The 14333-nt window shown below is 70.4% G+C and carries 9 protein-coding genes and 1 pseudogene; 6 read left to right on the top strand and 4 right to left on the bottom strand.

Features of this window, described 5'->3' with window-relative positions; genetic code table 11:
• Positions 1 to 12 precede the first annotated feature (12 nt).
• The 3 genes from ACFC8N_RS24180 to ACFC8N_RS24190 are packed head-to-tail and all read left to right on the top strand — an operon-like array spanning position 13 to position 5513.
• Entirely contained in the window at positions 13 to 2160 is a 2148-nt protein-coding gene (locus tag ACFC8N_RS24180) for an alpha-galactosidase (RefSeq protein WP_376289647.1), read from the top strand.
• A gap of 37 nt (positions 2161 to 2197) precedes the next feature.
• Positions 2198 to 3697: a glycoside hydrolase family 43 protein gene (locus ACFC8N_RS24185; protein ID WP_376289649.1), complete on the top strand. Its 1500-nt coding sequence runs from the start codon at positions 2198 to 2200 to the stop codon at positions 3695 to 3697.
• 58 nt (positions 3698 to 3755) lie between these two features.
• Entirely contained in the window at positions 3756 to 5513 is a 1758-nt protein-coding gene (locus tag ACFC8N_RS24190) for a cellulase family glycosylhydrolase (RefSeq protein ID WP_376289650.1), read from the top strand.
• A gap of 152 nt (positions 5514 to 5665) precedes the next feature.
• Here ACFC8N_RS24190 and ACFC8N_RS24195 read toward each other — a convergent pair whose 3' ends face one another.
• Positions 5666 to 6109: a hypothetical protein gene (locus tag ACFC8N_RS24195; RefSeq protein WP_376289652.1), complete on the bottom strand. Its 444-nt coding sequence runs from the start codon at positions 6107 to 6109 to the stop codon at positions 5666 to 5668.
• 151 nt (positions 6110 to 6260) lie between these two features.
• Here ACFC8N_RS24195 and ACFC8N_RS24200 point away from each other — a divergent pair, with 151 nt between their 5' ends.
• Entirely contained in the window at positions 6261 to 8195 is a 1935-nt protein-coding gene (locus tag ACFC8N_RS24200; RefSeq protein ID WP_376289654.1) for an alpha-L-fucosidase, read from the top strand.
• Positions 8196 to 8261: 66 nt separating this feature from the next.
• Here the strand turns inward: ACFC8N_RS24200 and ACFC8N_RS24205 are convergent, their stop codons facing one another.
• On the bottom strand, positions 8262 to 10406 hold the full coding sequence (locus ACFC8N_RS24205; RefSeq protein ID WP_376289656.1) for a beta-galactosidase: 2145 nt from the start codon (positions 10404 to 10406) through the stop codon (positions 8262 to 8264).
• Between the two features lie 206 nt (positions 10407 to 10612).
• On the opposite strand from ACFC8N_RS24205, the gene ACFC8N_RS24210 reads away from it, so the two are divergent.
• Entirely contained in the window at positions 10613 to 11596 is a 984-nt protein-coding gene (locus ACFC8N_RS24210) for an acetylxylan esterase (protein WP_376289658.1), read from the top strand.
• Here ACFC8N_RS24210 and ACFC8N_RS24215 read toward each other — a convergent pair.
• A complete protein-coding gene (locus ACFC8N_RS24215) occupies positions 11538 to 12005 on the bottom strand; it encodes a hypothetical protein (protein ID WP_376289836.1) in 468 nt (155 codons plus the stop codon). The two genes, ACFC8N_RS24210 and ACFC8N_RS24215, sit on opposite strands and share 59 nt — an antisense overlap.
• Here ACFC8N_RS24215 and ACFC8N_RS24220 point away from each other — a divergent pair.
• A pseudogene (locus tag ACFC8N_RS24220) lies at positions 11911 to 12405 on the top strand (hypothetical protein); the annotation flags it as partial. The gene ACFC8N_RS24215 and the pseudogene ACFC8N_RS24220 overlap by 95 nt on opposite strands.
• Before the next feature lie 38 nt (positions 12406 to 12443).
• On the opposite strand, the gene ACFC8N_RS24225 reads toward ACFC8N_RS24220, so the two are convergent.
• On the bottom strand, positions 12444 to 14297 hold the full coding sequence (locus tag ACFC8N_RS24225) for an RICIN domain-containing protein (protein WP_376289660.1): 1854 nt from the start codon (positions 14295 to 14297) through the stop codon (positions 12444 to 12446).
• Positions 14298 to 14333 lie beyond the last annotated feature (36 nt).

Genomic DNA, 14333 nt, shown 5'->3' on the forward strand with positions numbered 1-14333 from the left:
CGAGAGGCCACCATGACCGAGGAACAGCACACGATCCGCTGGGGTCACGACGCCCTTCGGCTCCAGATCACCCTTGATGAGAACGACAGCCCCCTCCTGACCTACCTCGGACCGCCCGCCGGCGGTGACGCGAACCCCCATGCCTCCCTGCCCCTGGTGGAGGTGACGGCCGCGGGGCACGGCCGCGGCTGGTCGGGCAACCGCCTCGTCGACACCACGATCGGCGGGCGGCTGCGCCACCGGGGCCACCACACGGCGCGCGAGGGCGACTGGCACACACTGACCGTCCAACTCCACGATCCGGAGAGCGGGTTGGTCGCAGACGTGACGTACCGTTCGCCCGACGGTGTGCCCGTCGTGCGCGGCGAGGTGACCCTGCGCAACGAAGGCCGGGAGACCGTGTTCCTGGAGTCGGTCAGCTCTCTCGTCGTGGGCGGCCTGACCGCGGCAGGTCCGGCGGCCATCGACGCCGCGGACCTGCTGTGGGCGGACAACGACTGGCTCGCTGAATGCCGGTGGCAGCGCCGTCCGATGCGCCTGACCTCGCCCGTCCTGAGCGGACGCGTGCAATTCGGCAATGGCAGAGGAGGGTTCGCTCTGACCGGGCAGGGCAGTTGGTCCAGCTGCGGGCATCTACCCATGGGTGGGCTGACGGACCGTCACTCCGGCCTCACCTGGGTGTGGCAGATCGAGCACAACGGCAGCTGGCGCTGGGAGTGCGGCGAGCGCCACGGCGCGGCGTACACGGCACTGTCCGGGCCGACCGACACGCACCACGGCTGGCGGCACGCCCTGGCACCCGGGACGGCCTTCAGCGCCGTACCCGCCGCTGTGGCGTTCAGCGCCGACGGCGGACCGGACGCCGCGTTCGCCGCGCTGACCCGCTACCGGCGCGCCCTGCGCCGCCCGCATCCCGACCACAGGCGGCTGCCCGTCATCTTCAACGACTACATGAACTGCCTGATGGGCGACCCCACCACCGACAAACTCCTGCCGTTGGTCGACGCGGCGGCCGAGGCCGGCGCCGAGTACTTCGTCATCGACGCCGGCTGGTACGACGACGGCGACGGCGGCTGGTGGACCACCGTCGGCGCCTGGGAACCGGCCGCCTCGCGCTTCCCCGGCGAGAACGGGATCCACGAGGTGCTGGACCGGATCCGCGCACGCGGCATGGTCCCGGGGCTGTGGCTGGAGCCGGAAGTGGTCGGCGTGCACAGCCCCGTGGCCGGGATCCTGCCCGACGAGGCGTTCTTCCGCCGCGACGGCGTCCGCGTCGTGGAGGGCGGCCGGTACCACCTGGACCTCCGTCACCCCGCCGCACGTGCCCACCTGGACCGGGTGGTGGACCGCCTGGCCGGCACATGGGGCGTCGGTTACCTCAAGCTCGACCACAACATCGACCCCGGCTCCGGGACCAGCAACCGTCCCGGCGAGTCGCCCGGAGCCGGGCTGCTCGGCCACAACCGCGCCCACCTCGACTGGCTCGACGGCATCCTCGACCGGCACCCCCACCTGGTGCTGGAGAACTGCTCCTCCGGCGGCATGCGGTGGGACCACGCCCTGCTGTCCCGGCTGCAGGTGCAGTCCACCAGCGACCAGCAGAACCTCCTGCTCTACTCACCCATCGCGGCCTCGGCACCCACCGCCGTCACCCCCGAACAGGGCGCCGTCTGGGCCTACCCGCAGCCGGAGGACTCCCTCGACGAGGTCGCGTTCACGATGGCCAACGCTCTCCTGGGCCGCATCCACCTCTCCGGCCGGCTGCCCGAACTGCGGCCCGAGGCACGCGCCCTCGTCCATGAGGCGGTGACGGTCTACAAGGCCATCCGAGCCGACCTGGCGCAGGCCGTGCCCTGCTGGCCACTCGGCCTCCCCGCCTGGGACGATCCCTGGCTCGCGCTGGCCCTGCGCACTCGCGACACCACCTACCTCACGGCCTGGCGCCGCCCCGGCACCGACAGCTCCGCGACTCTCAGCCTGCCGCACCTGCGCGGCTCACACGTCCGCGCGGACCTGCTCTACCCCTCGACCAGCCAGGCCACCACCGGCTGGCACCCGGACACCGGTCACCTCACCGTGACCCTGCCCACCGCGCCCTCCGCCGTGCTGCTCCGGCTCAGCCGCCCCAAGGCGTCCTCTCCAGACGAGACATCCGGCTGAGCCACGTACATCCCGTATACCGAAAGGACCTGGTGCCTTGTCAGACACCGGCCCCGCCAACCCCGTGATCCCCGGTTTCCACCCCGACCCCAGCATCTGCCGGGTCGGCGACGACTACTACCTCGCCTGCTCCAGCTTCGAGTACTTCCCCGGCGTACCCCTCTTCCACAGCCGTGACCTGGTGCACTGGACGCAGATCGGCAACGCCCTGGACCGGCCGAGCCAGCTGCGTCTGGCGGCCGACGTGCCGTCCTCCGCCGGGATCTACGCCCCCACCCTGCGCCACCACGACGGACGCTTCTGGCTGATCGTCACCAACGTGAGCGCAGGCGGCGGAAACCTGGTCGTCACCGCCACCGACCCCGCCGGACCGTGGTCGGACCCCATCCGGCTTCCCGGCGTGCCCGGCATCGATCCCGACCTGGCCTGGGACGAGGACGGCACCTGCTGGTGCACCTTCGCCGGGGTGTCACAGGTCCGCATCGACCCGCACACCGGGGAAACGTACGGGACACCGCGGAAGTTGTGGTCCGGCGCGCCCGGCGACAAGGCTCCGGAGGCGCCGCACCTGTACCGGATAGGCGACTACTGGTACCTGCTCATCGCGGTGGGGGGAACCGAGCGCGGCCACGGCGTGGCGATCGCCCGCGGTCTCACGCCGAGCGGCCCGTTCGAGCCCTGCCCGGCCAACCCGATCCTCACCCACCGCAGCACCGACCACCCCGTGCAGAACACCGGGCACGCCGACCTGGTCCAGGCACCCGACGGCTCGTGGTGGATGGTGCTGCTCGGGGTACGGCCGGGCGGCGGCACGCCCGGCTGGCACGTGCTCGGCCGGGAGACCTTCCTGGCTCCGGTGACCTGGGTGGACGACTGGCCGGTCGTCGGCGATGTCGCCCTGGACCTGCCGGAGCTTCCGTGGCCCCTTGCCCCCGGCCCCGTCGAGGAACCACGGGACGACTTCGACCTGAGCGAACTGCGGCCTTCGTGGATCTCCGTGCGGGACCGCCCGGCCGAACTCTGCACCACGAAGGAGCGCCCCGGATGGCTGACGCTCCGCGCGCGGGGCGTCGACCTGGACGAACCCGACGCCATCTTCGTCGGCCGGCGCCAGCAGCACCTGTCGTGCGGGGCCCGGACCCTGGTCGATCCCGCGGAGGGTACCGGCGGCCTGGCCGTACGGCTGGACGAGCGGCACCACTACGCCATCGAGGCGTCCGGCAGCGAAGTGCGGGTGATCGCGCGGGTCGGCTCCCTGCGCACGGTCGTGGCGGCACAGCCCGTACCCGACGGGCCGGTGGTCCTCGGCCTCACGATCACCGACCCCCCGCCGCCACACGACGCCCGTACCGGCCCCGATGCCGTCTCTCTCGGCGTCGAGCAGCCCGACGGCACCTTCACCGTGCTCGCGACCCTCGACGGCCGTTACCTGTCGACCGAGGTCGCCGGCGGCTTCACGGGCCGCGTCATCGGCATGTACGCCACGGCCGGCACCGTCCACTTCGACTGGTTCGACTACGAGCCCCTCAGACCCTGACCACCGAACCGACCACCGACAACCCGACAACCCGACAACCGAGCGAAAGGAACGACAGGTGAAGGACATACGGCACCCCGCACGCCACCACAGCCGCGGCCCCGGGCGCCTGGCCGCCCTGCTGCTGACGCTGCTCGCCATCGTGGGCCTGACCAGCGGCACCACGATGGCGGCGGCCGATGACAGCCCGGCGCACCCAGCGCGGACCCAGGTCAGGGTTCCGGCCTCCGCCATGGACGCCGTGGCGGCCATGCAACCCAGCTGGAACCTGGGCAACACCCTGGACGCCATCCCGGACGAGACGTCCTGGGGCAACCCCCCGGTCACCAAGCCCCTGTTCGACACCATCCGCGCGCAGGGCTTCCACAGCGTCCGCATCCCGGTCACCTGGACCGACCACCAGTCAGCCACCGCGCCCTACACCATCGACGCCACGTACATGAAGCGCGTCAAGCAGGTGGTCGACTGGGCGCTGGCCGACGGCCTTTACGTCGTGATCAACGTCCACCACGACTCGTGGCAGTGGATCGCCGACATGGCCACCAACCACGACAAGGTGCTCGCCCGCTTCGACGCCTCCTGGTCGCAGATCGCCACCACGTTCCGGGACGAGCCGCGCACCCTGCTCTTCGAGAGCGTCAACGAGCCGCAGTTCAACAACGCCACGCCCGTGCAGAAGACCCAGTTCCTGAACGAGCTGAACACCTCCTTCCACAGGGTCGTCCGCGCCACGGGCGGCGGGAACACCAACCGCCTGCTCGCCCTGCCCACGCAGGGCTGCACGCCCGCGCAGGACCTCATGGACGACCTGTCCACCACGATCGGGGCGCTGCACGACCGCAACCTGGTCGCCACCGTGCACTACTACAGCTGGTACCCGTTCAGCGTGAACGTCGCGGGCGGCACCCGGTACGACGCCTCCGCCCAGAAGGACCTGACCGACGCCTTCGCCCGGATGCACGACACGTTCGTCGCCAAGGGCATCCCCGTCTACCTCGGCGAGTACGGCACACTGAGCTGGCCCGACTACAACCATCCCGACCCCATCGAGCGGGGTGAGGGACTGAAGTACCTGGAGCAGCTCGGACACCAGGCGCGGGTCGCCGGGGTCACCACCGCCCTGTGGGACCCCTTCTCCTACCTGAATCGCTCCACCCTCAAGTGGCGTGACCCCGCCCTGTTCGCCTGGATCAAGTCGAGCTGGACCACCCGTTCGGGTACCGCCTCCCTCGACAAGGTCTTCGTGGCGAAGTCGGCCCCGATCACGGCCCAGTCCCTCACCCTGAACCCTAACGGCACCACCTTCCGGGGCCTGTGGCAGGGCAGCAGGAAGCTGGTCGCGGGACGGGACTACACCGTGTCCGGCGACCGGCTCACCCTCACGCCCACCGCGCTGAACCGGCTGACCGGCAATCGCGCGTACGGGGTGAACGCGACGCTCCAGGCCAGGTTCTCCCGCGGGCTGCCCTGGAACATCGACGTCATCACCTACGACACCCCGGTGCTGTCGAACACCACGGGCACGAGCGGCTCGTTCGCCCTTCCCACGCAGTACCGCGGTGACGTGCTGGCGACCATGGAGGCCGCGTACGCCGACGGCAGCAACGCCGGCCCGGCCGACTGGACCCCGTACCAGCAGTTCAACCAGTCCTTCTCGCCCGACTACGCGGGCGGCAGGATCACCCTGACCTCCGACTTCTTCAAGGCGGTGCACGACAACGCGCCGGTGACGCTGAAGTTCCACTTCTGGAGCGGCGCCATCGTCACGTACCACGTGACGAAGTCCGGAAGCTCGGTGACCGGCACGGCGTCCTGACCGACCGGCCCGCTGCCCTGGTTGCCCGCCCCGTGCCGGGTGACCAGGGCACATCCCGTGTCCCGACGCGACCTCACGCCTCCTTCGGCGGAGCCGTGCTCTCCCGGACGGTCAGGGTGGTCGCGATCTCCAGTCCCGCCGGCGGCACTTCCTCACCGCGGCCGAGCGCCAGGGCCAGTTCGGTGGCTGCTGTGGCCATTTCGGCCAGTGGCCGCGGTGTACCCGTGCTCGCGCGTGAGCTGGGTCTTCACCACCAGATCGGACGTCGTCGGCAGGGCGGCCTCCGCCAGAGCGGAGAAGTAACCGGACAGCCGGGCGCGGCAGAAGGTGCGGTGGAGCCCGCTGATCATGGCGATGCGCCAGTGTCCCAGGTTGAGCAGGTGCCGCGTCGCGGCCTGTCCGCCTCGCCAGTTCGTGGCACCGACGAACGGAACGTCCCTGGTCTCCAGTTCCTCCCGCTCCGCCTCGGAGAGCTGCGCCACCGACAGCACACACCGGGGCCGCCGTCCGACCGTGTCGTCGATCGGGACCGAGACGCCCGCGGACTCCGCGATGTACGCGTTCGATGGGGGCAGTTCCACTCCGACCCCGTCCATACATCCCATGTCATTATCCATCACGAGGGCGGCCTGTCGGTCAACTACCGCTGTTTTTCAACAACATGCGTCACGGGACTCGACAGAAGCGACACCAACGTCCGTTAATTCATCCAATGTCTTGGCAGACGACCGAACAGGAGGATCTACGTTGCCGGAATCCACGTCACGCAGAGCGGTACTCGCCGCCATGGCGGCCATGACGGTGGCCACCGCGGTCGGTTCCGTCACGGTGGCGGCACCCGCGTACGCCGCGCCCGACGCGCCCGACGCGCCTCTGCCGCTGCCTGCCCTGCGGATCCCGAGGACCGACATGGGGGTCGAGCAGCAGCCCGATTCCACGATCAAGTGGCTCCAGGACGCCAAGCTGGGCATGTTCATCCACTGGGGCGTGTACTCGGGCCCGGCCAAGGGCGAGTGGTGGATGCACAGCGCCCCGGTCACGCCGGCGGACTACCGGAAGTACGTCACCGACGCCACCGACGAGCAGTTCACCGCGGACGCCTACGACCCAGCGGCCTGGGCGCGGCTGGCCAAGGACTTCGGAGCGAGGTACGTGACGCTGACCACGCGCCACCACGACGGTTTCGCGCTGTGGCCGCTGAACCATCCCAACAGCTGGAACTCAGGGCAGGCACCGCTGGGCCGTGACTTCGTCAAGGACTACGTCGCGGCGGTACGGGCGGCGGGCCTGAAAGTGGGCCTGTACTACTCGCCGATCGACTGGCGCTATCCCGGCTACTACGACGTCCGCGGCACCCACTGCGCGCCCAACCCCTGGAAGTACACGACCGATCCCGCGCACAAGGAGAACGCGCGGGTCATGAAGACCGAGGTGTACCAGTCGGTCAAGGAACTCGTCACCCGGTACGGCCCGATCGACGACCTGTGGTGGGACGGCGGCTGGGTGGCGGAGCAGGGCAGCGACGCGGACGGCGCGTTCTTCTGGGAGCCCGGCCGGTACCGCGACCCCGCCAACGAGTGGCCGGTGGACACCGTCTACGGCGAGACGGACGCCGACGGCAGGCCCCTCGGCCTGATGGGCATCGTGCGCAAACACCAGCCCGGCATCGTCGCCACCTCACGCTCGGGCTGGACGGGCGACTACGCCAGCGACGAGGGCCCTTCCGTCCCGAGCGGGGCGATCCGCACCGGCCTCGTCGAGAAGGTGTTCACCGTCGACGGCACCTGGGGCTACAACTCCGGTGCCACTGTGATGAGTTACGGCACCGCCATGGACATCCTGGTCAACTGCTGGGTGCGGAACATGACCGCGATGGTCAACGTCGGCCCGGACCGGCACGGCACGGTGTCCGACGCCCAGGCCGGCCTGCTGCGGCGGATCGGCACCTTCATGGCGTCCTGCGGCCGGTCGGTCTACGGGACCCGTGGCGGCCCGTGGCACCCGGTCGACGGCCAGTACGGCTTCACCTGCAAGGACGACACGTTCTACGTGCACCTGCTGCCCGGATACAGCGGAACCTCGTTCACCACCCCGTCGCTCGGCGACGCAAGGATCGTGCGGGCCTTCGATGTGCGCACCGGTGCCGGCCTGGCGTACTCGGCCGACGGCGACGGCCAGGTGACGATCACCGGCATCGACCGCACCGCCCATCCCGAGGACAGCGTCGTCGGCGTCACGCTGGACCGGTCCGTGCAGCCGGCCGACATCGCCGTCGGCCGGACGGCGACGGCCGACAGTGAGGAGTCCTCGAAGGGCAACACCGCCGCGAGGGCGGTGGACGGTTCCACCTCGACCCGGTGGTGCGCGGCCGACAGCGGCACCGGCCACTGGCTCAAGGTCGACCTCGGCTCGCCCCGGTCGCTGACCGGCACCCGCATCGCCTGGGAACTGGACGGGACCAACTACCGCTACACGATCGAGGGTTCCGTCGACAACCGCAGGTGGAGCACGCTGGCCGACAACACGGCCACCACAAGCACCAGTCAGGTCCAGGTGGCCCTGTTCCGGACCCGGGCACGGTATGTGCGGGTCACGGTCACCGGGTTGCCTTCCGGGGCATGGGCCTCCATCCGCAACTTCGAGGTCTACGAGCGGCCCTTCTCCGCCGAGCTGGGATCGTAAGCACCGGCGAGCCGGCCCAGGGGGCTTCGGCCGCGACAGCCGGAGCCCCGATTCCCGGGAACACCATCAGGAGATGACGAAGACCCGGACGTCCCAGGCGCCTAGGCTCACCGGCGTGCCGACGGCGATCACACTTCCGTCGAGGACGTCGGTCAGCTCACCGGGTGCACGGACGGCGGCTTCCTGCCAGCTCCAGTTGTGCACCACGTGTGCGCGTCGCCCGTCGGGGCAGGTGCCGGTCGTCACGGTCACGGACGCGGGCAGGGTGCCCCATCCGCTGCTGGGCGTGGGCACCAGCCACTCGGCCAGTGCCCGGGCCGTGCCGCGTCCGGGCACGGTACCGACGCAGGTGACACGGCCCGCGCCGTGGCGGCGGGTGGTGATCGCGGGCCAGCGGCCGAAGTGCGGGTGCTCGTACTCGGCGAGCACCTCGGCGTCGACCACCGTCAGTCCGTCCACCCAGTGCCTCGCGGTCCCGCCCTCGGGCAGTGCGAGCGGGCTTCCGGGCACGGCGCGGAGCGGCAGCTCGGCGGGCAGGTTGCCGACCTCGTCGTACCAGACTCCGGCCGCCGCCACGAGGCGTGCGGGGGCCTGCTCGTGCCGCGCCCGGGCCTCGTGGTCGGCGTAGCCGGTACGGGGGCCGAGGACCAGGTGGCCACCGGCGTGCGCGTACTGCGCGAGCCAGTCCAGGGTCGCGTCGTCGGCGATGTACAGCCCGGGGACGACCAGCACGGGGTGAGCGTGTGCGGCCTGGTCGGGTGCCATGCCGCCACTCCCCCGGCCTTCGGCCGGGGGTACCCTCACGCCACGGGAGCCGTGCAACTGGCGGGCGTGGAAGATGCGCACCTGGCGGCCGGCGTCGAACGCACCCCGGTAGAAGGGGTCGAAGATGCGCTGGTACGCGGCGGGGTCCGGGCCGCCGTCGGCAGTCGCGAGCGGCGGGTACTTCTGCATCAGCCATTTGGTCGGCATCGAGTAGACCATGGCGATGTCGGCATCCGGCTCGATGCCGGCGACCAGCGCCCCGGCGGCGTCGAACTCCGCGCCGAGCCGGGCGAGTTCGCCGTACACACGCCCCGGACGGCCGCTGTGCGGCAGGATTCCGCCCCAGTGGGTCTCCGCGCCGAAGTGCAGCGTGTGCCAGTGCCAGTACTCGACCATCCGCGCCCCGCGTGCGACCAGCGCCCAGGCCGCCTGCCGCCACTGGCCGTCGTAGGCGGGCTTGTTGTCCCAAGGGGCGCCGATGGCCTGGGCGTTGGTCTCGGTGACGAGGAACGGGGCCTGGCGGGAGGAGAACATCCGGTCTCCGCTCTGGAACAGCGCCCAGACACCTCTGGTCTTCCACTGCTGCTCGTGGTCGTCGGGTGTCCGGTCGGGCAGGGCGAGACCGTCCTGCATGTCGTAGTACGGGTTGCCCGCCGTGACGTCCAGGCTGTCGGTCAGCTCGTCGTCCTCCATGGCGGGGTGGCCGTAGGAGATACAGGTGGTGACGAACTGGTCGTCGCGCGCGTAGGCGCGCACGATGTCGGCCTGCCAGGCGACGAACTCGGTCGTCTGCCGCGCCTGGAACGCCCGCCAGGCGAGGTCGTACTGCGGCTGCGCGTTGCCGTCCGGTGTCCACAGGTCGGCCCAGGTCGAGAGCCGGTGCGACCAGTAGACCAGCCCCCATTCGCGGTTCAGGGTCTCCACGTCCCCGTACCGGGCGCGCAGGTGGTCCACGAACCGCTGGAAGACACCGTGGTTGTGCGGCAGCCGCAGGCCCGGCTCGTTGTCCACCTGGAAGCCGATGACCGCCGGGTGGGCGGCGTACCGGGTGAGTATCTCGCGCGTGACGCGCTCCGCGTGGAACCGGAAGGCGGGGTGGGTGAAGTCCACCTCCTGGCGGGCGCCCCAGCCGATGCGCTGCCCGGTGGCCCGCTCGGCGGCGATCTCCGGGTACTGCCGGGACAACCACGGCGGCACGGCGTAGGTCGGCGTGCCGAGGACGACCGAGATTCCGCGTTCGTGGGCACCGTCGAGAACCGGCCGCAGCCAGTCGAGGGCGAACGTCCCGTTCTCCGGCTCCCAGGTCGACCAGACCGACTCACCGACCCGGATGACGGTGAACTTCGCCTCGGCCATCAGATCCAGGTCGGCCCTGAGCCGCTCATGGGGCTGGTACTCGTGGTAGTAGGCGGCGCCGAACAGGACGCGGGCGGGCAGGACGGGCATGAACAGCCTCCGTTGATCGAAGCGCTTCGACTGCAAAGCGCAGGGAGTGGAGTCGACACTATTGACGGGTTTTCCCGTATTGCAAGGCCTTGCCGAAGGAAGTGGCGCCGGGATTCGGAGAGTTGACACGTCCTTATGTGCATGGCAGCGTCGATGCGCTTCACCAACCCGTCGCAGCCCGGTACCGTCCCGTCAGGAGGACCACCATGTCTCTGTCCGATCAAAGCTCGGACGAACTCCTCTCCTACCGGCCGGAGGTGTCCGTACCGGAGGACTTCGACGCCTTCTGGCAACAGACCCTGGCCGAAGCACGCGCCCGAGGCGGAGCGGTGAAGGCCGAGCGGGTCACCGAGCGGTATCTGCTGAGCACCGTCGACGTGGACGACGTCCGCTTCCCCGGCTGGAACGGCGAACCGGTGGCCGCCTGGCTGCTGCGCCCGCGCGGCGCGGAAGGGCCGCTGCCGGTCGTCGTCACCTTCCTGGGCTACTGCGCCGGCCGGGGGCTGCCCACCGACCACCTGCTGTGGTCCGCGGCCGGTTACGCCCAACTCGTCGTCGACAGCCGTGGCCAGGGGCACGACACCCCGGACCGCACCGAGGGCGACGGCACACAGTGGGTCGAAGGCTTCATGACCCGCGGCATCGACTCACCCGGCAACCACTACTACCGCCGCCTCATGACGGACTGTGTGCGCGCCGTGGACGCGATCGCCGAACTGCCCGGGCTGGATGCCGGGCGGGTCGTCGTCGCGGGCGGGAGCCAGGGCGGCGGCCTGGCCCTCGCGGTCGGCGGACTCGTCCCGGACCGGGTGGCGGCGGTGCTCGCCGACGTCCCGTTCCTGTGCCACTTCCGCCACGCGGCGCGGACCAGCGGGGACGGCCCGTACCTGGAACTCGCCAAATACCTGCGCTGGCACAGTCCGCACCGCGTCGAGGCGACCTTCGCCACGCTCGACTACTTCGACGGTGTCCACTTCGCCCTGCGTGCGACGGCCCCGGCGCTGTTCAGCGTCGGCCTCATGGACCCGACATGCCCGCCTCCCACCGTCTACGCCGCCTTCAACCACTACGCGGGGACGGACCGGACCATGACCGCCTGGCCCTTCGCCGACCACGGCGGCGGATTCGGCTTCAACACCGCGGAGCAGCTGAAGTGGCTGCGCGAACGCGGGCTGGCTCCGCAGCAGTAGGGGAAGGGGGCCGGAAGTCCGTGTTGAACTGCTGGTAGGGGCTCCATGTGGTGGGGCCGGCGGGGGTGCCGTCGGGGTACGTGGCCTGCACCGTGGCCAGCACATCGCCGCTGAACCGGGTCGGGATCCAGAAGGAGCCGCTCGTCCCCGTGGTGGCCGACAGCACGGGCGGGCGGGACGCCGGACGGGCCGAAGTCGTAGCCGAGCACGCCGTACTCGCCGAACACCGTGGGGGTGCCCCGGGCCAGGAAGGTGTCCTGCACCCGCTTGAAGACCTTGGCCAGGTCGGCCCGCCGCCACGGCCGACGTCGCGGTTCGACCAGCGCGGCTGCGCCCGCAGCACTCCCCACACGAGCGACCCGGCGACCGACGTGCGGCACAACACCACCCACCGGCCGATCGCTGACACGGAGCGGCTCAGGCAGCAGGCTGACGGCGTGTCACGAGACGAGGACGTCGTCGCGGCCTACGCCCGTCTGATGGAGCACCCCGACGATGCCGTGCGGGAGAAGACCACGACCGACTGGTGTGCCTGGGAGGACGCGGTCCTGTCTGGTGAGACGGGCGGCGCCTTCAGCCCCTACGGCGGCCGTCCGGAAGAAGGCGTGCTGCTGCGCAAGGCCGGCCGGTTGGCCGGTATCCCGGGAGTCCTGGTCCACGGCCGTCAGGACATGGGCAACTCCCTCGACACCGCGTGGCGGCTCCATCGTGCCTGGCCCGGCCCCGAGTCGGTCGTCGTCGAGGGCGCGGGGCATCTGGGCAGCGCGACGACACGCGACCATGTGCTCCAGGCCCTCGACCGGTTCGCGGCCGTGAACCGACTCCGGCAGCGGACTCGTTCCAGCCGTCAGAACTTGCCGGAGAGTCGCCAGATCTGGTTCTTCTTGGTGCTGAGGGCGCCGGCCGGGTCACACGTCCACTGGTGGATGAGGGCCCCCGGAGCGGTGGAGACGTCGCTGACGTCGACGCACTTGCCGCTGTGGACCGCGACGAGTTGGTAGTCCTTGTTGTTACCGAGTGCGGTGACGGGGTTGAGGGTGAACTGCTGGTTGGCCGCGCCGCTGCAGGTGTACTGGATGACGGCGGCGCCGTCGGCGCTGGACGCCCCTGAGACGTCGAGGCACTTGCCGCTCAGCTCGTTGAACACGGTGTAGGTGTTGGTCTTGCCGCTCACCGGCTTGAGGTCGAGCATCTGCTGGTAGCCGCCCTCGCAGTGGTACTGCTGGTACTGGGTGCCGTTGGCGGCGCTCAGGTTGGTGTCGTCCAGGCACTGGCCGCTGTTCTCGCTGACGGCGACGGTCGAGACGGTGGTGTTGGACGGCGGGAGCAGGGTGACGGTGTAGCCGTCCTTGGCGTTGCTCCAGGGGATGCTCACCGAGGCCGCGTTGTCGCTGACGCTCAGGGTGGTGTCGGAGATCGTCTCGGGCCCGGTCACCGCGGCGCCGCCGTTGTAGGGGACGCGCTGGACGACCGCACGGACCTTGCCGCTCTCTACCACCGAAGTCGTGTTGAGACCGGTGAGGTTGACGGTGAGATTGCCGGTGTTGCCGTTGCTGCCGAGCAGGATCTTGGCGTTCTTGGCGGTGTTGTCCTTGGTGGCGAGGCCGTCGGTGTTGGTGCCCGGAGCGAGGTTGACGATGTTGCCGGTCTGCGAGCCGTAGTAGCGGTACATGAACCACTCGCCCAGCGGCAGGTACTGGCCGGAGCTGTTCTTGGTGAGCAGGTTGGCCTCGTCGTCGTGCAGGTTCGTACCGGAGGCCCAGTTGCCGCGCAGGCCGTCGGCGCCGGCCCGCTCCAGACGGCCGATGAACCAGGCGCCACCGCCGGGGTTCTGCTGGGAGAGCGCCGCGTACTCGTTGATCTGGTACGGGCGGGTGTTGGTCAGGCCTGCCGCGGCGAGGGTGGAGTTGGCGCCGGCGACGCCCGGGACGGGGTCCGCGGGTTCGTCGTGCCAGCTGTAGATGTCGGGGGCGACGTTGTGGGCCTTGACGTAGTTGAGGTAGGTGGTCCACCAGGTGTTGGAGGAGGTCGGCTGGCCCGCCATGCTGGGGCCGACGATGAGCTGGCCCGGGAAGGCCGCCCGCACCCGGGCGTAGAAGCGCGACCACATCTGCAGGTACTGGCTCTGCGAGGGGGCCCAGAAGCCCCTGCCGTCGGGCTCGTTCCACAGGTCCCACTCGACGGTCATGTGGTTGGCCTTGACGTCGTTGATGAGCTGCGTGACGAAGTTGTCGAACTTCGTCCAGTCACCGTTGTCGCCGGGCCAGTCCTGGCTGGTGGTGCCGTCCGCGCCCCACAGGTCGTGCGGCAGCAGCACGAAGGTGCCGCCGAGGGCCGCGGTGCGCTTGTACTGGGCGAGCGTGGCGTTCCAGCGGGTCTGGTAGTCCGCGAGGCTCGTGCCGTAGCCTCCCCTGTTGAGCTGGGCGCCGCCGGCCCGCATGAAGTGCCACTTGATGTCCTTGAAGAAGTGGTCCTGCGGCAGTGACCCGTCCGGGGTCATCCCGTAGATCATGCCGGAGGCGCGGTAGGTGGGCGCGCCTCCGGCTGTCGCGAAGTCCACCGTGACGCCGGTGTCGGCGGCCTGTGACGGGGCTGCGGGCACCAGCGTCGCGGCCAGGGCGGTCAGCAGGACGGCGACGGAGGGGACCGTTCGGCGTCCGGTGCGGGTGGTGGGGCTGGGGTGTATCCGGAGCGATTTCATGATGCGGCTCCTGCATGAGTGTGGCGACCCCCGGAC

Origin of the sequence: Streptomyces sp. NPDC055966 (assembly GCF_042269865.1) — a bacterium.
Lineage (GTDB): Bacteria > Actinomycetota > Actinomycetes > Streptomycetales > Streptomycetaceae > Streptomyces.